General features: G+C 74.6%; 16 protein-coding genes. 8 read left to right on the forward strand and 8 right to left on the reverse strand.

Annotated features, from left to right (window positions below):
• The first annotated feature begins 23 nt into the window (after window positions 1-23).
• Entirely contained in the window at window positions 24-2606 is a 2583-nt protein-coding gene (locus GA0070562_RS22825; protein WP_175438850.1) for an FtsK/SpoIIIE domain-containing protein, read from the forward strand.
• Window positions 2603-3304, forward strand: coding sequence for a hypothetical protein (locus GA0070562_RS22830; protein WP_091425743.1), 702 nt, complete (start codon window positions 2603-2605; stop codon window positions 3302-3304). The genes GA0070562_RS22825 and GA0070562_RS22830 overlap by 4 nt, the downstream gene beginning before the upstream one ends.
• Before the next feature lie 54 nt (window positions 3305-3358).
• Here the strand turns inward: GA0070562_RS22830 and folE are convergent, their stop codons facing one another.
• The 4 genes from folE to GA0070562_RS30365 form a co-directional block, all read right to left on the reverse strand.
• A complete protein-coding gene (gene folE / locus GA0070562_RS22835; protein ID WP_013288986.1) occupies window positions 3359-3976 on the reverse strand; it encodes a GTP cyclohydrolase I FolE in 618 nt (205 codons plus the stop codon).
• An 86-nt stretch (window positions 3977-4062) separates the two neighbouring features.
• Window positions 4063-6075, reverse strand: coding sequence for an ATP-dependent zinc metalloprotease FtsH (gene ftsH / locus GA0070562_RS22840; protein WP_091425747.1), 2013 nt, complete (start codon window positions 6073-6075; stop codon window positions 4063-4065).
• Between the two features lie 433 nt (window positions 6076-6508).
• Complete coding sequence (gene hpt, locus GA0070562_RS22845; protein WP_013288988.1) at window positions 6509-7084, reverse strand: hypoxanthine phosphoribosyltransferase; 576 nt, start codon at window positions 7082-7084, stop codon at window positions 6509-6511.
• 99 nt (window positions 7085-7183) lie between these two features.
• Entirely contained in the window at window positions 7184-7321 is a 138-nt protein-coding gene (locus tag GA0070562_RS30365; protein WP_175438838.1) for a hypothetical protein, read from the reverse strand.
• A 150-nt stretch (window positions 7322-7471) separates the two neighbouring features.
• Here GA0070562_RS30365 and GA0070562_RS22850 point away from each other — a divergent pair, with 150 nt between their 5' ends.
• Entirely contained in the window at window positions 7472-8431 is a 960-nt protein-coding gene (locus GA0070562_RS22850) for a GlxA family transcriptional regulator (protein ID WP_091425751.1), read from the forward strand.
• A gap of 161 nt (window positions 8432-8592) precedes the next feature.
• Here the strand turns inward: GA0070562_RS22850 and tilS are convergent, their stop codons facing one another.
• From tilS to dacB, 3 genes are all read right to left on the reverse strand, one after another.
• On the reverse strand, window positions 8593-9522 hold the full coding sequence (tilS, locus tag GA0070562_RS22855; protein ID WP_091425753.1) for a tRNA lysidine(34) synthetase TilS: 930 nt from the start codon (window positions 9520-9522) through the stop codon (window positions 8593-8595).
• A 145-nt stretch (window positions 9523-9667) separates the two neighbouring features.
• On the reverse strand, window positions 9668-10735 hold the full coding sequence (locus tag GA0070562_RS22860) for a zinc-dependent metalloprotease (RefSeq protein WP_091426057.1): 1068 nt from the start codon (window positions 10733-10735) through the stop codon (window positions 9668-9670).
• A gap of 66 nt (window positions 10736-10801) precedes the next feature.
• Entirely contained in the window at window positions 10802-12232 is a 1431-nt protein-coding gene (gene dacB / locus GA0070562_RS22865) for a D-alanyl-D-alanine carboxypeptidase/D-alanyl-D-alanine endopeptidase (RefSeq protein ID WP_175438839.1), read from the reverse strand.
• Between the two features lie 490 nt (window positions 12233-12722).
• Between dacB and GA0070562_RS22870 the strand changes: the two genes are divergently transcribed.
• Window positions 12723-13229 (forward strand): inorganic diphosphatase, encoded by a 507-nt coding sequence (locus GA0070562_RS22870; protein ID WP_091425759.1) that lies wholly within the window; start codon window positions 12723-12725, stop codon window positions 13227-13229.
• A gap of 55 nt (window positions 13230-13284) precedes the next feature.
• Here the strand turns inward: GA0070562_RS22870 and eccD are convergent, their stop codons facing one another.
• Window positions 13285-14667 carry a type VII secretion integral membrane protein EccD gene (eccD, locus tag GA0070562_RS22875; protein ID WP_091425763.1) on the reverse strand — a complete coding sequence of 461 codons (1383 nt, stop codon included), beginning with the start codon at window positions 14665-14667 and terminating at the stop codon, window positions 13285-13287.
• A 105-nt stretch (window positions 14668-14772) separates the two neighbouring features.
• On the opposite strand from eccD, the gene eccCa reads away from it, so the two are divergent.
• From eccCa to GA0070562_RS22895, 4 genes are all read left to right on the forward strand, one after another.
• Window positions 14773-18711, forward strand: a complete 3939-nt coding sequence (eccCa, locus tag GA0070562_RS22880) for a type VII secretion protein EccCa (protein WP_091425767.1) — start codon at window positions 14773-14775, stop codon at window positions 18709-18711.
• A gap of 88 nt (window positions 18712-18799) precedes the next feature.
• A complete protein-coding gene (gene mycP / locus GA0070562_RS22885; RefSeq protein ID WP_175438840.1) occupies window positions 18800-20113 on the forward strand; it encodes a type VII secretion-associated serine protease mycosin in 1314 nt (437 codons plus the stop codon).
• Between the two features lie 40 nt (window positions 20114-20153).
• Entirely contained in the window at window positions 20154-20945 is a 792-nt protein-coding gene (locus tag GA0070562_RS22890; protein WP_091425770.1) for a phosphatase PAP2 family protein, read from the forward strand.
• Between the two features lie 30 nt (window positions 20946-20975).
• The gene (locus GA0070562_RS22895) at window positions 20976-21701 is read left to right on the forward strand and encodes a phosphatase PAP2 family protein (RefSeq protein ID WP_091425773.1); all 726 of its coding nucleotides are present in this window, start codon (window positions 20976-20978) and stop codon (window positions 21699-21701) included.
• The last annotated feature ends 7 nt before the right edge of the window (window positions 21702-21708 follow it).

Genomic DNA, 21708 nt, shown 5'->3' on the forward strand with positions numbered 1-21708 from the left:
ACATGTCGGCCTCGGAAAGAGAGGTGGACGCGGTGGCGACTCCGAAGGCGCGCGCCGGCCGGGCCGCCGCGCTGCACCGCCGGGCCGAGGCCGCCGCGACGGCGGCGGCGGGCATCCTCGACGAGATCCGGCCCGCGCCGGCCGACCATCATCGGCAGTACGAGCTGGCCGAGCGCCTGCGGGCGGCGGCCGATCTGGCGGCGCCCGGTTGGGCCGGCGGGCCGCTGGAATCACTGAGCGCGACGACGCCTCCCGGTGACGGTCTGCCGCCGCTGGTCCGGGTGGGCACCGCAGCGCCGCTCGACGACGCCCGCTTCCCCGCGCTGGTGCCGTTGCTCGGCAGCGGCCACCTGAGCCTCGACGCCGACGCCTCGGACGCCCGGGTGGCCGGGCTGCTCCGCGCGCTGCTGCTGCGCGTCTTCGCTGCCACTCCGGCGGGCGCGCTGCTGGCGCGTGCGGTCGACGGCGGTTCCGGCGAGACCTTCGCCGGGTACGCGCCGCTCTCCGACGCCGGTCTGCTGCCCCCGCCCGCCACCGACCTCGCCGGGATGCGCGCCGTACTGGCCGAGGCGGAGCAGTGGGTGGCCGCCGGGACGGCCCGGCAGCGCGGGCACGACCGGACGCTGCTGCTCTTGGTCGCGGCGCTGCCCGACGGTACGACCACCGCCGACCTGGACCGGCTCGCCGGACTGGCGGAGGGCGGGCCGCGCGCCGGGCTGCATCTGGTGCTCGCCGGCTGGCCGGACGGCAGTCCGCTGCCGCGCGCCACAGCGGTCACGGTCCGCACCGCGTACGCGCTTGTCGGTGACCCGCCGGGCGCCGGCTTCAGCAGTCCCGGCGCCGAGCCGCCGGGCGGGCTGAACTCGCCCGTGTTCCTCGACGACGATCCGCCCGCCGACCTGGTCGCCGCTGTGTGCGCGCGGCTGGCCCGGCAGATCGAGGACGGCTCCCGCCTCTCCCTGCGTGACCTGCTGCCGACGGACGGTTTCTGGACGGCCGGCTCGGCCGACGGGCTCAGCACCACTGTCGGTGACGCCGCCGGACGCCCGGTCAGCCTCGGCTTCACCGAGCTGACCCCCCACTGGCTGGTCAGCGGCCGGGGCCAGGCGGGCCGGTCCGCGTTCCTGACCGACGCGTTATTCGGCCTCGCCGCCCGGTACGGCCCGGACGAGCTGGCGCTCTACCTCGCCGACCTGGCCGACGGCGAGTCCTTCGTGGAGTTCCTCCAGACCGAGCGGGACCGCTCCTGGGTGCCGCAGGTGCGTGCCGCCGGCATGGCGGCCGACCGGGAGTACGTGGCCGACCTGTTCGGCGAGCTGGAGGCGGAGCTGCGCCGCCGCGAGGAGGCGTCCCGGCGGGCCGGCGGGCAGCGGTACGCCGAGCTGCGGCAGCACCAGCCGCTGCCCCGGATCGTCTGCGTGGTCGACAACTTCCCGCTGGCGCTGCGTGAGCGGGACCGCCTCGCCGCCGACCTGCTGGCCCGGCTGGACGCGCTCGCCCGCGCCGGCCGGTCGTACGGGATCCACCTGGTGCTGGCCGGCGAGGGAGACCTGGGCATCGGCGGCCCGCGCGACCCGCTGCTCGGCCAGTTCCCGGTGCGGGTGGCTCTGCCCGGCGGCTCGGCGGTGCTGGAGCCGGCGAACGACTCGGCGGCCGGGCTGCCGGTGGGCAGCGCGGTGGTGAACACGGCCGGCGGTCTGGGCGGTCCTCGCGGCGCGACCCGGGGACACGAGCGGATGATCCGCTTCCCTGATCCGTACGAGGATCCCGAGGTCCTGACCGGCCTGCGGCGACGGCTCTGGGAGGCGCGGGGCGACTCGGCGACGCCTCCGGTGGTATTCGCCGGGTACGCCCGCCCGCTGCTCGCCAACGATCCGCGGCACCGGGCCGCGCTCGCCGGCCGGGCACACGCGCCCGCCGCGCTGCTGGGCCGGGCGGTGGACGTACGGCGGTCCACCGTGACGGTGCCGCTGGGGCCGGGCGCGGGGCGGAATCTGGCCGTCCTGGGGCGGGACGAGGAGGCCGAGCGCCTGCTGGTCACGGCGGTACGCAGCGCGGCGGCGGCGCAACCGGGCTCGGCCCGGTTCGTGCTGGCGCCGCTGGCGAACGGGTCGGCCGAGCCGGCCGGAGGGCTCGCCGCCGAGTTGGCCGGACGCCACCGGGTGGAGACCGTCGACGCGGCCGGGCTGCGCACCGCCATGGAGTCGGACGAGCCGGGCTACCTGGTGGTCTTCGGGCTGGACGTGCCGGACGCCGCCGAGCTTCCGCCCGACCTGCTGCGGACGCTGCTGCTGGAGGGGCCGCCGACCGGCCGGCACCTGCTCGGCTGGTGGCGGACACCGGCTCCGCTGGCCGGGCTGCTCGGCCCGGAGGGCGAGGTGGACAAGCTCACCGCCGTGGCGGTCACCGACGTACCGGGCGGCCGGCTGGAGCAGCTCTTCGACCGCCCGGTCTGGTGGCGGCCCCGGCCGGGTCGCGCGATGCTCTGGGACGGCCCGGACGAGCAGGGCACCGTCTTCGTGCCGTACGGCACGGCCGAGGTGGCGACGGCGCGGGTCGAGCCGGGCCCGCAGGTGACGGACCGCGCCGGGGAGGGGGCCGCATGAGTGAGACCGGCACGGCCGTACCGGGGCCCCGCTCGGGTGGGCCGACCACTGTGGCGGACCCCGCCGAGTCGGCCTGGGCGGAGTACGTCGCGGCCGCGCGGGCGCTCGACGGCGTACGCCGGGCGGCGGCCACCGCGGCTGGGGAGCAGGCACGGTCGGTGGCCGCGGCCCGTGAGGAGCTGACCGCGGTACGCGAACGGCTGGCGCCGCAGCAGTCCCGGCTGCGTGAGCTGGGCGTACCGTCGATGTCGCTGGTCCCGACGCCACCGGAGGTGACCGAGGCGGCCCGGTCGATGGCGGGCGGGCCGTCGTCGGTGCTGGCGGCGCTGCGCGCGGCCGGGGACTGGGCGGACGCCGCGGACGACACGCTGAGCGCCCGTGGCCTGCCGCGGCTGGCCCGGTGGCCGGCCCGTCCCCGCAACCTGCTGGTGTACGGGCCGCTGGCGCTCGTGGTGCCGCTCCTCCAGCTGGTGCTGTACGCGGTCGCCGGTCCGGGGCCGGTGACGGTGCTGGCGCTGCTCGTGGGGCTGCCGCTGCCGGCTGTCGCGTTCATGCTGGGCTGGCTCGCGGTGGGGCGGGTCTTCCGCCCGCGGCCCACCGACCGGGTGGACCGGACGCCCCGCTTCGGCGCCCTGGTCTGCCTGGTCCCGGCGGTGCTCACCGCCGCCGGCCTGCTGCTGGCCATGCTGCCCGACTGACGACGGCCGCGCCCTCCCGGGTGGGAGTACGCGGCCGTCGGTGTCGGTCGAGGGTCAGCGGGCCATGATCAGTGCCATCGCCTCGGCCCGCGACTTCGCGTCGTTCTGGAGGCCGCCGCGAACGGCGGACGTGATGGTCTTCGCGCCCGACTTCTGGATGCCGCGCATCGCCATGCACATGTGCTCGCACTCCAGCACCACGATCACGCCGCGCGGGGCGAGGCTGGACATCAGCAGGTCGGCGATCTGCGAGGTGAGCCGCTCCTGCACCTGCGGCCGGCGGGCGAACACCTCGACCAGCCGGGCCAGCTTCGACAGGCCGGTGATCCGGCCGTCCGGGCCGGGGATGTAGCCGATGTGCGCGCTGCCCCGGAACGGCAGCAGGTGGTGCTCACAGAGGCTCATCACGTCGATGTCCCGGACGAGCACCAACTCCTCGTGGTTGGCCTCGAACGTGGTGCGGAGCACCTGCGCCGGGTCGACCCGCAGGCCGGCGAAGAGTTCGGCGTAAGCGCGGGCCACCCGGGCCGGCGTCTGCTGGAGGCCGTCGCGGTCCGGGTCCTCGCCGACCGCGATGAGGATCTCGCGGACCGCCTTCTCGATCCGGGCGAGGTCGACGCTGTCCTCCACCGGGCCACCGGTCAGCTTGCCGCTGATCAGACGCGCGGCCACGTAGTCGAGCGCGTCGTCCCCGTCGGGCTCGGTTGCGGAGACGGCCGACTCCCTGTGCGGGGAGCCGGCCGTCGTCGGATCGCTGTTCAGTGCGTACCGTCCGAGTTGTTGCTGGAACCACCGATCGAGGCGGCGGCGTCGGCGCGGGACTGCGCCGCCAGTGCCTCCTTCTCGGCCGGCGTGAGCACCGGCGGCTCGGTGGAGGGCTGACGCTTGCCGAAGCCGTGGTACGGCGCCATCGGCGGGCGCTTGACGACGCGCGCGCAGATCCGGGCCATGTCGGCGGTGGAGAGCGTCTCCTTCTCCATCAGCTCCAGGACCATGTTGTCCAGGACGTCCCGGTACTCCACCAGGATCTCCCAGGCCTCGTCGTGGGCCAACTCGATCAGCGCGCGCATCTCGCCGTCGATCTCGGCGGCCACCACGTCGGAGTAGTCCCGCTCGTGGCCCATGTTGCGGCCGAGGAACGGCTCGTCGCCGCTGGTGCCGTACTTGATCGCACCGAGCTTGGAGCTCATGCCGTACTGCGTGATCATCGCGCGGGCCAGCTGCGTGGCCTTCTCGATGTCGTTGCCGGCGCCGGTGGTCGGCTCGTGGAAGACGAGTTCCTCGGCCGCCCGGCCACCCAGCGCGTACGCCAGGGTGTCGATCATCTCGGCCCGGGTCTGGGTGTACTTGTCCTCCGTCGGGAGGACGAGCGTGTGACCCAGCGAGCGACCCCGGGACAGGATGGTCACCTTGTGCACCGGCGCGGCGTGCGGCAGCGCCCAGGCGACCAGCGCGTGCCCACCCTCGTGGTACGCGGTGATCTTCTTCTCCTGGTCGCTCATCACCCGGGTCCGGCGCTGCGGGCCGGCGATCACCCGGTCGATCGACTCCTCCAGGGAGTCGTTGGTGATCGCCCGCTGCTCCTTACGAGCGGTGAGCAGCGCGGCCTCGTTGATCACGTTGGCCAGGTCGGCGCCGCTGAAGCCCGGGGTACGCCGGGCGACCGCGTCGAGGTCGACGTCGGGCGTGAACGGCTTGCCCTTGGCGTGCACCCGCAGGATGGCCTTGCGGCCCTCCATGTCGGGGGCGTCGACCGGGATCTGCCTGTCGAACCGGCCCGGGCGCAGCAGCGCCGGGTCGAGGATGTCCGGCCGGTTGGTGGCGGCGATCAGGATGACGCCGCCCTTGGTGTCGAAGCCGTCCATCTCGACCAGCAGCTGGTTGAGCGTCTGCTCCCGCTCGTCGTGACCGCCGCCCATGCCGGCGCCACGGTGTCGGCCGACCGCGTCGATCTCGTCGACGAAGACGATCGCCGGTGCGTTCGACTTGGCCTGCTCGAACAGGTCACGGACGCGGCTGGCGCCGACACCGACGAACATCTCCACGAAGTCGGAGCCGGAGATGGAGTAGAAGGGCACCCCGGCCTCGCCGGCGACCGCGCGGGCCAGCAGCGTCTTACCGGTACCGGGCGGGCCGAACAGCAGCACGCCCTTCGGGATCTTGGCGCCCAGGGCCTGGTATTTCGCCGGGTTCTGCAGGAAGTCCTTGATCTCGTGCAGTTCCTCGACCGCCTCGTCCGCACCCGCGACGTCCGCGAAGGTGGTCTTCGGCGTGTCCTTGGTGATCATCTTCGCCTTGGACTTGCCGAAGTTGAGCACCCGGGAGCCGCCGCCCTGCATCTGCGACATGAAGAACAGCAGCAGGAGCACGAGCAGCGCGATGGGAAGCAGGTTGACCAGCAGACTGACCCAGATGCTGTCCGACGACACCTTGGTGTCGACCGGGCCGGTGATGCGGTCCGCCGCCTCGGCCTCGCGTACCTGGTTCCAGACCTGGCCGCCGACCTCGTACGGGAACTGCGCCTCGATCTTGTCAGTGGTGGTGTCGCCGTCGAACTTGGCCTTGTCCTTCAGGTCGAGCTGGAGCGTCTGCTCCTTGTCCTGGAAGACGACCTTCTCGATGCCACCCTTGTTGAGCTGGTCGAGCGCGACGGACGTGTCCACGCGGTGGTAGCTGGGACCAGCGGTGAACAGTTGACTGAGCACAACGGCGCCGAGGATGACCAGGATGATCCAGACCACCGGTCGGCGGAAGAAACGCGTACGTTCCATGCTGTAGTCGGGTGCCGAGGCGCCCGCATCCTCCTGATCGACGTCCTGACCGTCTGAATGGTGTCGCCGCCTTGAGCGGCGGCCGGGGCCGCCGTGCGGGCCGGCCCGACCCCCGGGGCACGCAAACTGCCGCACCACGGTCATTCGACGGTACACCGTGCGCGCGAGGAGTGAGCTTGCGAGCCCCGCAGTCGCGCACATTCGAAACCTCGGTGCGCGCGACGAGTGAGCTTGCGAGCCCGGCACTTACGCGTAGGGCGAACCGGGGTTTGAGCCGGCGCGGCGGGGAGCTCCCACCCGGCCCGCCCACACCGCACGGTCACGCGGTTCGAGGGGCCGGGCGTGGAGGGTGCCTCCACGCCACCGGTCCCTACCGTAGACCGGAAGACTGAGAGCCCGCTGAATGTCAGCTGATGAAGGACTCGGCGAATCCTCAGGCCCGCGCGTACACCTCGGGCTTGAGCACCCCGACGTAGGGCACCTCGCGGTACCGCTCGCCGAAGTCGAGCCCGTAGCCCACGACGAACTCGGTCGGGATGTCGAACCCGACGTACTTGACCGGGACCTGCACCTTGACCGCGTCCGGCTTGCGGAAGAGCGCGACCACCTCGACGCTCGCCGCGGAGCGCGACTCCAGGTAGCGCAGCAGCCAGGACAGCGTCAGGCCGGAGTCGACGATGTCCTCGACCACCACCACGTGCCGGCCGGCGATGTCCCGGTCCAGGTCCTTGAGGATGCGGACCACGCCGGACGAGGTGGTGCCCTGGCCGTAGGACGAGACGGCCATGAACTCCAGCTCGGCGGGCGGACCCTGGCGGCCCAGCGCGCGGGCGAAGTCGGCCATGAACATGACCGCTCCCTTGAGCACACACACGAGCAGCAGGCCGTCCTCGACGTGGGCGTAGTCCGCCGAGACCTGCTTGGCCAGCTCCGCGGTCTTGTCGCGGATCTGCGCCTCCGAGATGATCACGTGGTCGATGTCGGCGTCGTACCAGGAGCCGTCAGCCATGCTCCTAGCCTGCCGTACGCCCCGGCGCCGCCGTCGGCGGGGCCGCCCCTTTTGGCGCGGTCCCGCCGGGGATTTTCGGCGCGAACTGAATAAATCACCTCAGCAGGTACGGGAGCGCCAGCGCTGTCCGTCATCGCTCGGCTTCCAGTCGGCCGAGTCGCGGGTGTCGGTGGTGAACCCGAAGGCGCTGGCGCCGACGAGAAGGAGCAGGAAGAGCAGGAACAGCAGAACGGTCATGGCGGCGCTCGCTTTCGTGTGGTTGAGACTGTTTTCGCCGCCGGTGCGCACCGGACACCATTGATTCTGTGCGCCACCGACCGATCCGGACAGTGGCAGGAATGTCATTGGGCATCGATTTACTGCCACCTGTCGGGTTACCCTCGTCACATGCTTCGCTCGGTCGCCGTCATCGCCATGGACCAGGTCGCCGCGTTCGAACTCGGCGTGCTCGCCGAGGTCTTCGGCACCGACCGCACCGCCGACGGCTTCCCCGGGTACCGGTTCGACGTCTGCACCGCCGACGGCGGTGCGGTCCGTAGCCGCTCCGGGTTCCTGCTCACCCCCACCGCCGACCTGGGCCCGGTCGAGGACGCCGACCTGGTGGCGATACCCGCGCACGCCGACGGCACCCCGGCGCCGGAGCCGGTGCTCGCCGCGCTGCGCCGCGCCGCCGACCGTGGCGCCTGGCTGCTCAGCGTCTGCGCCGGCGCGTTCGTCCTCGGCGAGGCGGGCGTGCTCGACGGGCGCGACTGCACCACCCACTGGCGGTACACCGACGAACTCCAGCAGCGCTTCCCGGCCGCCCGGGTCCAGTGCGACTCGCTCTACGTCCAGGACGACCGGCTGCTCACCAGCGCCGGCACCGCCGCCGGCATCGACGCCTGCCTGCATCTGGTACGCCAGGAGCACGGCTCCGCGGTGGCGACCCGGCTGGCCCGCCGGATGGTGGTCCCGCCGCACCGCGACGGCGGCCAGTCGCAGTACGTCGAGGCACCGATCCCCAAGGCGCCGGAGGCACCCACCCTGGAACCGGTGCTGGAATGGCTGATGGGGCACCTGCGCCGTTCGGTGACGGTGGACGAGTTGGCGGCCCGCGCCGGGATGGCCCCGCGCACGTTCGCCCGCCGGTTCCGCGCCGAGACGGGCACCACCCCGCACGACTGGGTGACCAACCAGCGGGTGCTGCTGGCCCGGCACCTGCTGGAGGACACCTCACTGAGCGTGGAGAGCGTCGCCGAGCAGGCCGGCTTCGGTGACTCGGCGGCCCTGCGGCACCACTTCACCCGCCGGGTGGGCACCACCCCGCTGGCCTACCGCACCACCTTCCGAGACCGCCAAACCACCTGACACCCCACCCCCGGCTGCCGCCCCCGCCCCCGCCCGCCCCCGGGCAGGCACCACCTCGCCCTCAAGCGGCGGTGATCAAGGAGTTTGGGGTCTGGGGAGGGCCGGAACGTGACCCAAAGTCCTTGATCACCGGGCGAGGGCGGGGGGCAGCCCGCGCCGAGCTAGGGCAGGAGGTGGCCGGCGTGGCGGCGTACCTGGTGACCGCCGGGTAGGTACACCGGGCCCTGTCCGCGCCACGCCGTGACCAGGGCGTCCAGTGCCGCCACGTGCCTGTGGGACAGCGCGGCCGGCGCGGCGCCCAGCTCGCGGGCCCAGGTGTGCAGCACCCGGGTACGGACGGCGGCAGGCAACTCGCCGAGCCCGGCGACGGACAGCCCGCCGTCAGCAATCCGGACCTCCGCGAGCGCGGCGTCGGCGAGCGCGTCGAGCGCGGCGTTGTCGGCCGCGAGCAGCCCGGCGGTGCGGGCGAGGTTCGCCACCACCCCCGGCCCCAGCGCGTCGACGAGTGCCGGCAGCGCGTCGGCCCGGACCCGCGCCCGGGCGTACGCGGGATCGGCGTTGTGCGGGTCCGCCCACGGATCGAGTCCGAGCGCGGCGCAGGCAGCCCGGGTGTCGGCGCGCGGAACGTCGAGCAGCGGCCGCAACAGGGGCACCCCGTCGACGTCGCGCCGCTCCGGCATCCCGGACAGCCCGCGCGGTCCGGCGCCCCGGGCCAGCGCCAGCAGGACGGTCTCGGCCTGGTCGTCGCGCGTGTGCCCGAGCAGCACCCCGGCTGCGTCGTACCGGTTGGCGGCGGCAATCAGCGCCTCGTACCGGGCCTCGCGGGCGGCCGCCTCCGGGCCACCGGGCCGGCCGTCCACCCGTACCGGAAGCACCTCGACCGGGTCGAGCCCTTGGGCGCGGGCCCAGCCGGCGACCGCCTCGGCCCGTCCGGCGGACCCGGCCTGCAGGCCGTGGTCGACGGTCACCAGGCCGGCCGGGCGTCCGAGCCGGGGGGCCACGAACGCGGTGGCGGCGGCGAGCGCGAGCGAGTCGGCCCCGCCGGAGCAGCCCACCAGCACCGGGCCGGTGCCCGGCAGGCCGGTCAGCACCCGGCGGACGGCGAGCCGGACGGCGGCGACGGCGGGATCGGGCGACGGAGAGCGGCGCGACCGGGTGCCGGAATCAGCCCAGCCGCCGGAACCGGCCGGGCCGACCGGAGCTGCCGAGCCAGCCGAACCAGCCGAGCCGGGCGGATCAGCCGACGGGCGGGGTGGCACCGGCGGGCCCGTGTACGCGGGACACCCAGGCGTCCGGGTCGCCCAGCTCGTCCAGGCGGGGCAGCGTCAGCGGGGACGAGAAGATCTTGTTGAAGCCCGCCATCCCCACCCGGTCGACCACGCCGTGCACGAACTTGCGGCCCTCGGCGTACTGGCGCATCTTGACCTCGATGCCGAGCAGCCGCCGGATCGCCTTCTCCAGCGGGTTGCCGGACTCGCGGCGCCGGTTGAACGCCGCCCGGATCGATTCGACGCTGGGGATGACCTGCGGGCCCACGCCGTCCATCACAAACTCGGCGTGGCCCTCCAGCAGCGTCATCAGCGCGGTCAGCCGGTCCAGCACCGCACGCTGGGCCGGGGTCTGCACGATGTCCAGCACGCTGGCCCGGCTCTCCGGGTCCTTCACCGCGTCGGAGAGCGTGGCCACGCCGCGGCGCAGCCGCTCCAGCAGGTGCTCGCCGCCCTGGGAGGCGTCCACGAACGCCTGCACCTCGCCGAGGAAGTACGCGCGCATCCACGGCACGGCGGTGAACTGGGTGCGGTGGGTGACCTCGTGCAGGCACACCCAGAGCCGGAAGTCGCGCGAGTCGGCGCCGAGCTTCCGTTCGACCTCGAGGATGTTCGGCGCCACCAGCAGCAGTTGGCCGGGGTCGCCGGCGAAGACCTCGTACTGGCCGAGCACGCGGCCGGAGAGGTACGCCAGCACGGTGCCGGCCTGCACACCGGTCACCCGGGAGCCGATCGCCTCGGTGAGGGCACCGGGCCGCTTGTCGCCGGAGAGGCGCTCGACAAGCGGCGAGACCACCTCACGCAGGCCGGCGATGTTGGCCGCCGCCCAGTCCCGGCGGTCGACCACGCGTACCGGCGGGTGTGCGACCTGCGCCCGCAGGCCGGTGTAGTCGGCGACGTGACCGGCTGCCTCGTCGGTCAGCCGGCGCAGGTCGCCGACCACGTCGGTGGCCTCGGCGTACGACACCCGGGGGCCCGACTTGCTCAGCGCCCCCGCGGTAGCGGCGGCCAGATCCCAGTCCACGAACTGCGCCATGAACCCACCGTACCCGCGCCGGAACACCCCCACCCGGGCTCGCGCCCGCCGATCGACGCCCGTCGGTCAGCGGCAGCCGCACCCGGCGAGCGCGGAGGTGATCCGGTCCAGGGCCGCCCGGGTCTCGTCCAGCGAGCCCTGGGTCCGGTCGGTGAGCACGGCGAAGGTGAGCAGCCGGCCGTCGGCTGTGGTCACCGTGCCGGCGATCGCGTTGACGCCGCTCAACGTGCCGGTCTTGGCCCGGACGACGCCCGCGCCGGCGCTTGTCGCCGCCGCCCGGTAGCGCTCGTCGAGCGTGCCGGACCAGCCGCCGACCGGCAGGCCGCCGAAGATCGCCGCGAGTTCGGGGTGGCTGCCGTTGCCGGCGAGCGTGATCAGGTCGGTGAGCAGCGAAGGGCTGATCCGGTTGGTGCGGGACAGCCCGCTGCCGTCGGCCAGGCTGATCTCGCCGGCGGGCAGGCCCAGTTCGCCGAGCACCTGGTCGGTGGCGGCCGCGCCGCCGACGAACGAGCCGGGCTTGCCCTTGGCGAGCGCCACCTGGCGGGCCATCGCCTCGGCGATCACGTTGTCGCTGTCGCTGATCATGATGTCGACCAGCCGGATCATCGGCAGGGACTCGACAGTGCCGAGTTCGGCGCCGGGGGCCGTACCCGTGGCGCCGGACGCGGCCGGCGCGGTGCCCCGGCTCACCTGGGCGGCACCGCCGGTCAGGCCGAGCAGCTTGGCGAACTGCCGGCCGGCGGTCAGGTCGGGCTGCGGCACCCGCTCGGCGGCGTGATTGGTCTGCTCGGCGGTGCGCCGCGCCTCCGCCGCGTTCTTCCGGGCGCCGTCGGTCATCAACGCGGTGATCGCCGCGCCGAAGCCGCCGGTGGGGATGTCGGCATCCCAGCCGGGCTCGAAGACCGGGCCGCTGAACAGCGACGAGTCGACGATCACCTTGGTCGGGGCGGTGCCGCCGAGCGCGTCGCGCACCTGGGCGGCGAGGTCGTCCAGCCGGGCCGCGCCGGGGTAGAAGCCGTTCTTGTCCACGGCGAGCGTGGGGTCGCCGCCGCCGACCAGGACCACCTCGCCCGGGTTCGCACCGGCCACCGCGCGGGTCGGGATCCGGTAGGCCGGGCCGCGCGCCGCGAGCACCGCCACGCCGGTCGCCAGCTTGGTCACCGAGGCGGGCACGGTGGGGGTGTCCTGGCCGCTGCCGTAGAGCGCCTGGCCCGTGCTCACGTCGGCCACCGACACATGCACCCGGTCGCCGAGCGCGGCGGCCCGGACCAGCGGGTCCAGGGCGGAGCGGATGCCGGCCCCGGTGGGCAGCGGGGCGTTGCCGTCCGGCCCGGCAAGCACGGCCTGCGGGGAGGGCTCGGGCGGCGCGGCGACCGCCGTACCCGTGCTGTCGTCGTCGCCCAGCCACCCGGCGACCGGGCCGGGGCGCAGCACCGCGAGCCCGGCCACCGCCAGGGCCAGCACGAGCACGGAGGCGAGCGCCGCGACGAGCCGCATGCGACGTCGCGGCCGAGCCGGGGGCGGCCCGGAGGGTACGGGCGGCGCGGCGCCGGCCGGCGGGACCGGCGGGCTGACCGGGATCGGATCCGGCGCGCCGGGCCGGTTCAGCGCAGCCGTCGGCTCGTGCGGCGGCCCGACGCGGGCCGAGCCGCTCGCCGGGCCGGAGCCGTGGTGCGGCGGGCCGACGCGGGCGGACCCGGTGGCCGGAGCCGGACGATGAGGGACGTTCGCCCCCGGGACGGACACCCGCCCGGTGGCCCCGCCGGGGCCGGAACCGGCGGACCCGCGCCCGTCAACCCTCTCGGGGCGGTAGTGTGAATCTTCCCTCCCCACGGCCCCCTCCTCCCCGCTCGAAATCGCCTTGGGCGACACTACTTCGGTCCGAACACTATGCGGCGGCCGGAGCCGACGGGGGGCGTTCACCCCGCGCCGGGGGTGAGCCGCTGGTTTCCGTTAGCCAGCGTGGGCAAACGAGGGAGCGTGGAAGATGGATTTCGACGTCACGGTTGAGATCCCGAAGGGTCACCGCAACAAGTACGAGGTAGACCACGCGACCGGCCGCATCCGGCTGGACCGCACCCTCTTCACCTCCACGCAGTACCCGGCCGACTACGGGTTCATCGAGGGCACCCTGGGCGAGGACGGCGACCCGCTGGACGCGCTGGTGCTGGTGCCGGAGCCGACGTTCCCGGGCTGCCTGATCCGCTGCCGCACCATCGGCATGTTCCGGATGACGGACGAGAAGGGCGGCGACGACAAGGTCCTCTGCGTTCCCTACGAGGACCCCCGTCAGGAGCACCTGCGCGACATCCACCACCTGGGCGAGTTCGACCGGCTGGAGATCCAGCACTTCTTCGAGGTCTACAAGGACCTGGAGCCGGGCAAGTCGGTCGAGGGCGCGACCTGGGTCGGCCGGGTCGAGGCCGAGGCGGAGATCGTCGCCTCGTACCGGCGCGCCAAGGAGGCCGAGGAGCGCGGCGAGACGCTGCACTGACGCTCACGCCTGCCGCAGGCCCGGGTCGTGCTTCGCGACCCGGGCCTCCGCGTGTTCATGCGAGCAGGTCGCGGGCCCGTTCGTAGAGGCCGAGCACCGCGCAGGCCACCGGCACGACCGCGACCACGAGCGCGGTGTCGGTCAGGTCGGCCAGCCGGCCGAGGTACGGGGAGACCGGGCGCCGGGCGTACGTGGCGCCGGCGGTGACCGCCGTCAGGGCCAGGGCCAGCCCGCCCACCGTCAGCGCGAGCCGGCCACCCGGACCGGCCCGGTCGGCCAGCACCACGCCGAGCAGCGCGAACCCGGCCAGCCCGGCGACGACCGCGGGCACCCGGTGCCGTACCGCCACGAACAGGCGGGAGCGCAGCAGCAGCACCCCGCAGGCGACGGCGGCGAGCAGCAGTCCGGCGGGCCGGCCGACGGAGACGAGCACCGCGACCGCGCCGACGGCCAGCACCGCGTGGCCGAGCAGCATCCCGGTGAGCACCTCCTCGGCGCGGGCGACAGCCGCGTGCACCCGGCCGCGGTCCGGCAGGTCCCGGGTGCCGGCCGGGCTGGGCAGGGTGAGCGGCGGCAGCGGCAGCTTGCCGACCCGGATCGCCAGCAGCGGCAGCCCGCCGAGCGCGAACACCAGCACGGCGAGCAGGACGGCGGCGGTGCCGTCCGGGTCGAGCAGCAGCCCGCCGAGCGCTGCTGCCACGCCTGCCACGCCGACCGTCACTCCGGCCACGAAGACGCGGGACCGGCTGGCCACGCCGAGCAGGCCGAGCACCGCCGCCAGCAGCAGCGCCACCGAGCCGACGAGCAGTTCGGGGGCACCCACCCAGCGCAGGCCGGGGATCGGGCCGACCGGATCGCCGGAGGCGACAGCCAGCGCCCCGGTCACGGCGGCCCAGGGCAGCGCGTACCCGCCGAGCGTTGCGCCGACCGGGCCGTCCCCGTACGCCCGGGACGCCGCGGTGGCGGTGAGCACCAGGATCAGGGCGACCGCCGCGGCGACCGGCCAGCCGCGCGCGCCCGGCCCGGCGGCGGCCACGGCGACCAGCCCGACGGCCAGGGGTACGGCGGCGCCGGCCAGCGCGGCGGCCCGGGTGGCGTGGCCGGACCAGGCGGCGCCCCGGCGCCGGGCGCCGTCCACGATCGCCTCGACCACGTCGTCGTACTCCAGCTCGGGCCACTGGGCGCGGGCCGGCACGAGGTGCAGCACCTCGCCGTCGCGGACGCCCTGCGGCAGCAGCGCCTGGGCGGTGACGAGCACCGCGCCGTCGGTCCGGCGCAGCACCCATCCGCCGTGCCGTTCCCCGTCGTCGGCCAGTCCCTCACCGGCGTGCCGGAGCACCTCGGGCAGCAGCTCGGCCAGGGGCACCTGTTCCGGCAGGGCCACGTCGACCCGCCGCCTGGGCGCGCTGATGGTGACCCGGGCGAGCCCGCTTGTCATCGAGGTATCTCCATATCGAGCGGGAACAGTGGGCTGACGGACGAGAGGACTTTACCTACGATGAGCCAGGCTCGGGTTACCCAGAGCCACTTTCGGGAGGGTTGAGTGTCCACTGTCGTCATCAAGCGGCCGCCACGCCGCCCGGCCCCGGAGATCCCGGTCGGTGAGCTGCCCGTCGAGGCGCCGCCGGAGATCCCCGCGGCGGCCGGTGGGCGCTGGCAGCAGGCGCTGATGGTGTTGCCGATGCTCGGCGGGACGGTGGCCATGGCGATGATGTTCGGCCGCGGCGGCGGGGCGTACTCGTACGTGGTGGGCGGCATGTTCGGCCTCTCCTCGCTGGCGATGCTGGTGACCACCTGGGGCAGCGCCGGGCCGAAGAAGTCCGAGCTGATGGCCGCCCGCCGGGAGTACCTGCGGCACCTGGCCACGCTGCGCCGCCGGGTGCGGGAGACCGCCGGGGCCCAGCGGGCCGGGTTGTCCTACCGCCATCCCGAGCCGGGGCGGCTCTGGTCGACTGTCGACAGCCACCGGGTCTGGGAACGCCGGCCGGGTGACCCGGACTTCGCCGTGGTGCGGGTCGGTGTGGGGCCGCAGACGCTGGCCACCCCGCTGGTCCCGCCGGTCACCCGCCCGCTGGAGGAGCTGGAACCGATGACGGCCGGGGCGCTGCGGCGCTTCCTGGACGCGTACTCGGTGGTGCCGGACCTGCCGGTGGCGTTGTCGCTGCGCAGTTTCGCCCGGGTCTTCGTGCGCGGCCCGGCCGGCCCGGTACGCGGTGCCGGCTCGCCCGCCACGCAGGCGCTGGCCCGGGCGGTGCTCACCCAGCTCGCCGTCTTCCACGCGCCGGACGAGCTGCTGATCGCGGTCTGCGCCGGGCCGGAACGCCGGACGGTCTGGGAGTGGGTGAAGTGGCTGCCGCACGCCCACCATCCGGCGCGCACCGACGCGCTGGGCCCGGTGCGGCTGGTCACCAGTTCCGCCGCCGACCTGGAACGGCTGCTCGACGACGTGCTCGGCGCCCGGTCCCGGTTCAGCCCGCACGGCACGGCGACCGACGGGCCGCATGTCGTGGTGGTGCTCGACGGCGGTGATCTGACCGGCGCGACCGACCTGGCCGGTGACGGCGGCGTCGACGCGGTCACCGTGCTCGACCTGGACACCCCGCCGCCCCGGCTGCTCGACCGGTACGCGCTCCTGCTCGACCTGGTCGACGGCCGGCTGCACTCGCACTCCGCGGAGGGGCACGCCGAGGTGGGCGCCGCCGACGCGCTGGCGCCCGCCGACGCCGAGGCGGTGGCCCGGCGGCTCGCGCCCCTACGGCTCGCCGGCACGGTACGCGGACCGGACGCGCCGCCCGGCGCCGAGCTGGGCCTGCCCGAGCTGCTCGGGCTGGGCGACCCGGAGAGCTTCACCGCCGAGCAGGGCTGGGCACCCCGGGCCGCGCGGGACCGGCTGCGGGTGCCGATCGGGGTGGGCGCCGACGGCGGGGCGATCGACCTCGACCTGAAGGAGTCGGCGCAGGACGGCATGGGCCCGCACGGCCTGCTGATCGGCGCGACCGGCTCGGGCAAGTCGGAGCTGCTGCGCACGCTGGTGCTCGGGCTGGCCGCCACACACAGCTCGGAGCAGCTCAACTTCGTGCTCGTCGACTTCAAGGGCGGCGCCACGTTCGCGCCGTTCGAGCGGCTGCCGCACACCGCAGCCGTGATCACCAACCTGGCCGACGCGCTGCCGCTGGTGGACCGCATGGTCGACGCGATCAACGGGGAGCTGATGCGCCGGCAGGAGCTGCTGCGCCGGGCCGGCAACTTCGCGAGCGTGCGCGACTACGAGCGGGCCCGGGCGGCCGGCTCGCCGCTGGCCCCGCTGCCGTCGCTGCTGCTGATCTGCGACGAGTTCTCCGAGCTGCTGTCGGCCAAGCCCGACTTCATCGACCTGTTCGTGCAGATCGGGCGGCTGGGCCGGTCGCTCGGCGTGCACCTGCTGCTCGCCAGCCAGCGCCTTGAGGAGGGGCGGCTGCGCGGGCTGGACACGCACCTGTCGTACCGGATCGGGTTGCGGACGTTCTCGGCGCTGGAGTCCCGGACGGTGCTGGGCGTGCCGGACGCGTACGAGTTGCCGCGCAGCCCGGGGCACGGTTACCTGCGCTCGGGCACCGACCCGCTGGTCCGGTTCAGGACCGCGTACGTCTCCGGCGCGGTCCGCCGCCGCGGCGGTGCGGTGGGCGCGTCCGGCACCGGTGAGGCACGCGTGCTCACGTTCTCCACCCACCTGGTCCCGGTGCCCGAGCCGCCCGAGCCCGTCGCGCCGCCCGCCGAGGACGACGGCGGCGAGACGCTCCTCGACCTGCTCGTGGACCGGCTGGCCGGGCAGGGCCCGCCGGCGCACCAGGTGTGGCTGCCGCCGCTGGACGCCTCGCCCGCCCTGGACGAGCTGCTCGGCCCGGTCGGCGCCGACCCGGTACGCGGGCTCACCGTGGCGAATCCGGAGCTGCACGGGGCGCTCCAGGTGCCGGTGGCCGTGGTGGACAAGCCGTTCGAGCAGCGGCGTGACCTGCTCTGGCTGGCGCTGGACGGCGCGGCCGGGCACGTCGCGGTGGTCGGCACCACCCGCAGCGGCCGGTCCAGTCTCTTGCGCACGCTGGTCTGCGCGCTCGCGCTCACCCACACCCCGGCCGAGGTGCAGGTCTACTGCCTCGACTTCGGGAGCGGGACGCTCGGCACGCTGCGCGACCTGCCGCACGTGGGCGGCGTCAGCGGACGGACCGACGGCACCGCCGTACGCCGTACCGTCGGCGAGGTCGCCGGGCTGCTGGCCGAGCGGGAACGGCGTTTCGCCGAGGCCGGTGTGGAGTCGATGGCCGCGTGGCGACGGCGGCGGGCGGCGGGCGCACCGGACCCGTTCGGGGACGTCTTCCTGGTGGTGGACGGCTGGAACACGTTGCGCGGCGAGTACGAGGACCTGGAACCTCTGGTCACCGAACTCGCCACCCGGGGCCTGGCGTACGGGGTGCACGTGGTGGCGAGCGCCCTGCGCTGGTCGGACTTCCGGCCGGCGATCCGCGACCTGTTCGGCTCCCGGCTGGAGTTGCGCCTCGGCGACCCGGCCGACTCGGTGGTGGTCAAGCGGGCGCTGGCGGCCACCGTGCCGGAGGAGCGTCCGGGACGCGGCATCACGGCGGGCGGACTGCACTTCCTCACCGCCGAACCCCGTGTGGAGGCGCTCGGCGCGGAGACCGCCGATCTGGTGAAGGCGGTCGCCGGCGCGTGGACCGGTCCGTCCGCGCCCCGGGTGCGGTTGCTTCCGCCGGTGCTGCCGTACGCCGAGCTGGACCAGAACGCGACGAGCGGGCTGGCGTTCCCGATCGGCGTGGCCGAGGCGGACCTGTCCCAGGTGGTGCTGGACTTCGCCACCGAGCCGAACTTCGTGGTCTTCGGCGACGCCGAGTGCGGCAAGTCGTCGTTCCTGCGCGCGCTGGCCACCTCGATCGTCAACCGGTTCACCCCGGAGCAGGCCCGGGTGATGCTTGTGGACTACCGGCGCAGCCTGATGGGCGTGATCGAGACCCCGCACCTGATCGGGTACGGCACCGCCGCGCCGCACACCGCCGAGCTGATCGAGTCGGCGGCCGGCTATCTCCACGGGCGGCAGCCGGGCCCGGAGGTGACCCCGGCGCAGCTGCGCAGCCGGTCGTGGTGGAAGGGGCCGGAGCTGTTCGTGCTCGTGGACGACTACGACCTGGTGGCCGGCGGGCCGACGAACCCGTTGCGGGCGCTGGAGGAACACCTGCCGCACGCGCGGGACGTGGGGCTGCACCTGGTGCTGGCGCGGCGTACCGGCGGCGCCGGGCGGACCGCGTACGAGCCGATCGTGCAGCGGCTGCGCGAGCTGTCCACGGCCGGGCTGGTGATGTCGGGCGGGCCGGAGGAGGGTGCGCTCGTCGGTCAGGTCAAGGCGGGGCCGCTGCCCCCGGGGCGGGCGCGTCTGGTCACCCGCCGGGAGGGGGTGCGCCTGGTGCAACTGGCGCATCTCCCGCCCGGGTGATCCGCCTTGCGGAGTTGCCCCGTGACGGTCGGGACAACCGGTAATCTCCGTGCAGCATGTGTCTGACGCGACCGAACGGCTGGGGAATGTGACAGGGGATCGGCAGGGACCACCCGGTGGGCCGCCCCGGCGTCTCGCCGGACGCGCGTTGCTCGCCGCCGTGTCGGCGCTGGTCGCCGTGGCCGGTCCGCTGACGCCGCCGGCCCATGCCGCACCCGCCGCCCCGGCCACAGTGGCGCGGCCGTGGGTGAGCCCCGACCGCCTGCTGCGCACCGACCAGGTGCGCGACGAGCAGTGGCAGCTGGAGGAGTTGCGGGCGAAGACCGCCTGGCGCACCTCGACCGGGCGTGGCGTGGTGGTCGCGGTGATCGACTCCGGTGTGGACGGCGCCCACGCCGACCTGGCCGGCCAGGTGCTGCCCGGCCTGGACCTGGTGACGCCGGACGGCTCGGACGGCCCGGACCCGGTGGGGCACGGCACCACTGTCGCCGGGCTGATCGCCGGGCGGGCCGACGACGACCGGGGCGTGGTGGGGCTGGCGCCGGACGCCAAGATCCTTCCGGTCCGGGTCCTCGACGCCGAGAACCGCTACGACGACGCGCTGGTCATCGCCAAGGCGGTGCGCTGGGCCGTCGACAACGGTGCCCAGGTGGTCAACCTGTCGCTCGGCGGCAGCAGCGACAACCCGGCCCTGGCCGCGGCGCTGGACTACGCGTTCGCCCGGGACGTGGTGGTGGTCGCCTGCACCGGCAACCTGGCCACCTCGACGACCACCGAGGTCTGGTACCCGGCCCGGGAGCCGGGTGTGCTCGCGGTCGCCGGGCTGGAGCGGACCAGCGAGAACCTCTGGTCCGGCTCGATCACGGGTCACGAGACGGTGCTCAGCGCCCCGGCCACCGGGCTCTACGGCGCCCGGCCGGAGGGCTACTGGCGGGTGCAGGGGACGAGCTTCGCCGCACCGCTCGTCGCCGCGACCGCTGCCCTGGTCCGCGCGCGTTATCCGAAGATGTCGGCCGGGGACGTGGTCAACCGGCTGATCGCCACCGCCCGGGATCTCGGCCCGACCGGCCGGGACGACCGGTTCGGCTACGGCCTGGTCGACCCGGTGGCCGCGCTCACCGCCGACGTGCCGTCGGTGGGTCACAACCCGCTCGACGACAACGCCTCCCCCGGCGTGGTGGGCTTCGGTCCGGCGCCCGGCGACGGGCGGGACTCCCGGGCCGCCGCGGCGGGCCGGGGTGGCGACCCGCTCGGGCGTACGGCGGAGGCCTGGAACGCCCGGCCGGCGGGCCAGACGGACGTCTCCGCGCCGGAGCGGCTCTGGACCGGACTGGCCCTGTTCGTCGCGCTCGTCACCGGCACCGCGTTGATGGTTCGCCGGTTCCGGCAGACCCGTCGCTGAACCGGTCTGATCCCGCCCCTGGGTGGGTAGGGGAAGCCCCATGGAGACCACCGGGGCGACGGTCACGCACCGGTCGTGGCGGAGTCGCCGCCTCGACCCCGAGCACTCGCTGGGCCTGCGGCTCAGCCTGACCGTGCTCGCGGCGTTCCTGGTGCTGGTGCCGTTCGCCCTGCTCGCGCTGCTGGTGCTCGGCGCCTGGCCGCCGCTGCTGCGGCTGGACGCCTCGATCACCGACGCGTTCCACGGGTACGCGCAGGACCATCCCGCCTGGGCCGCTGTGATGACGGTCTGGACGCACGTGTTCGGGCCCGGCCCGCTGCGGGTGGCCGCGGTCGTGGTGGTGGTGTGGCTGGTCCGGCGCGGCGCGCCCCGGCTCGCGGTCTGGGTGGCGGTCACCATGGTCGCCGGCGGGCTGCTCGGCGCGCTGCTCAAGCTGCTCGTCGGCCGGGACCGGCCGGATCTGCTGGATCCGGTGGCCCGCGCCGCCGGCTACTCCTTCCCGTCCGGTCACGCGCTCAACGCGACGCTGGCGGCGGGCGTGCTGCTGCTGGTGTTCCTGCCGTTCGTGCGGGACAGCCGCCGGGGCCGGGCCGCGCTGTGGACCGCCGCCCTGCTGGTCACTGTGGTGACCGGGCTCAGCCGGATCGCGCTCGGCGTGCACTGGACCAGCGACGTGGTGGGCGGCTGGGTGCTCGGGGTGGCGGTGGTGGCCGCGACCTCGGCCGCGTTCGCCACCTGGCGCAGCGGATCCGGGCGGCCGTCCGCCCACCCGCTCCGGGAGGGGGTCGAGCCGGAGCTGGCCGACCAGCGGCCGGAGGGCGGCCGGGCGTAGCCGGACCTCCGCCGGGGTACAGGCGAGCTCATGTCCGATGTCGTGATCCGAGTCACCCGGCGTGTCCTGCTGCCGCTGGCTCTGCTCTTCGCACTGATGGTGGGCCTGGGCCTGCTGGTGACCCGGGTGCTGGCCCACACCTGGCCGTTCACCGTGGAGGACACGGTCAACCGGGAGCTGGCCGGCGACCGGACGACGGGTTGGAACGACGTCTCACTGGTGTTCAGCACGCTCGCCAGCACCCAGATGATCGTGGTGGTGACGGTACTGGCGGCGCTGGTGCTGCGGCTGGTGCTGCACCGCTGGCGGGAACCGCTGTTTCTATGCGCGGCGGTGACAGCGCAGGCGCTGATCTTCCTGTCCACCACCATGGCCATCGACCGGAACCGTCCGGCCGTCGCGCACATGGACGCCTCCCCGCCCACGTCCAGCTTCCCGTCCGGGCACACCTCGGCGGCGACCGCGCTCTACGTCGGTCTCGCGGTGCTGCTGGCGCTGCGGGCACGCAGCACCCCGGCCAAGGTCGGCTGGTGGACGCTGCTGGTGCTGGTGCCGATCGGCGTGGCGCTCACCCGGATGTACCGGGGCATGCACCACCCCAGCGACGTGGTCGCCTCGTTCCTCAACGGCGGCGCCTGCGTGGCGATCATGGCGCGGGCGGTACTCGACCGCACGCTCACCTGGGGTCGCGCCCGGCTGCCGCTGTCCCGCTCCGGGGACGAGGCGGCACCGGCGCGAGCACCGGCGGGTGGCTGAGCGCCGC

Origin of the sequence: Micromonospora tulbaghiae, from assembly GCF_900091605.1 — a bacterium.
In the GTDB taxonomy this organism is placed as follows: Bacteria; Actinomycetota; Actinomycetes; order Mycobacteriales; family Micromonosporaceae; genus Micromonospora; species Micromonospora tulbaghiae.

Excerpts from the sequence above, each read along its gene's own strand:
- GA0070562_RS30365 (WP_175438838.1), bottom strand. The coding sequence starts at position 7,321 with ATGACCGTTCTGCTGTTCCTGCTCTTCCTGCTCCTTCTCGTCGGCGCC.
- hpt (WP_013288988.1), bottom strand. The coding sequence starts at position 7,084 with ATGGCTGACGGCTCCTGGTACGACGCCGACATCGACCACGTGATCATC.
- dacB (WP_175438839.1), bottom strand. The coding sequence starts at position 12,232 with ATGCGGCTCGTCGCGGCGCTCGCCTCCGTGCTCGTGCTGGCCCTGGCG.
- ftsH (WP_091425747.1), bottom strand. The coding sequence starts at position 6,075 with ATGGAACGTACGCGTTTCTTCCGCCGACCGGTGGTCTGGATCATCCTG.
- GA0070562_RS22870 (WP_091425759.1), top strand. The coding sequence starts at position 12,723 with ATGGATTTCGACGTCACGGTTGAGATCCCGAAGGGTCACCGCAACAAG.
- GA0070562_RS22830 (WP_091425743.1), top strand. The coding sequence starts at position 2,603 with ATGAGTGAGACCGGCACGGCCGTACCGGGGCCCCGCTCGGGTGGGCCG.
- GA0070562_RS22850 (WP_091425751.1), top strand. The coding sequence starts at position 7,472 with ATGCTTCGCTCGGTCGCCGTCATCGCCATGGACCAGGTCGCCGCGTTC.
- GA0070562_RS22860 (WP_091426057.1), bottom strand. The coding sequence starts at position 10,735 with ATGGCGCAGTTCGTGGACTGGGATCTGGCCGCCGCTACCGCGGGGGCG.
- GA0070562_RS22895 (WP_091425773.1), top strand. The coding sequence starts at position 20,976 with ATGTCCGATGTCGTGATCCGAGTCACCCGGCGTGTCCTGCTGCCGCTG.
- eccD (WP_091425763.1), bottom strand. The coding sequence starts at position 14,667 with ATGACAAGCGGGCTCGCCCGGGTCACCATCAGCGCGCCCAGGCGGCGG.
- GA0070562_RS22890 (WP_091425770.1), top strand. The coding sequence starts at position 20,154 with ATGGAGACCACCGGGGCGACGGTCACGCACCGGTCGTGGCGGAGTCGC.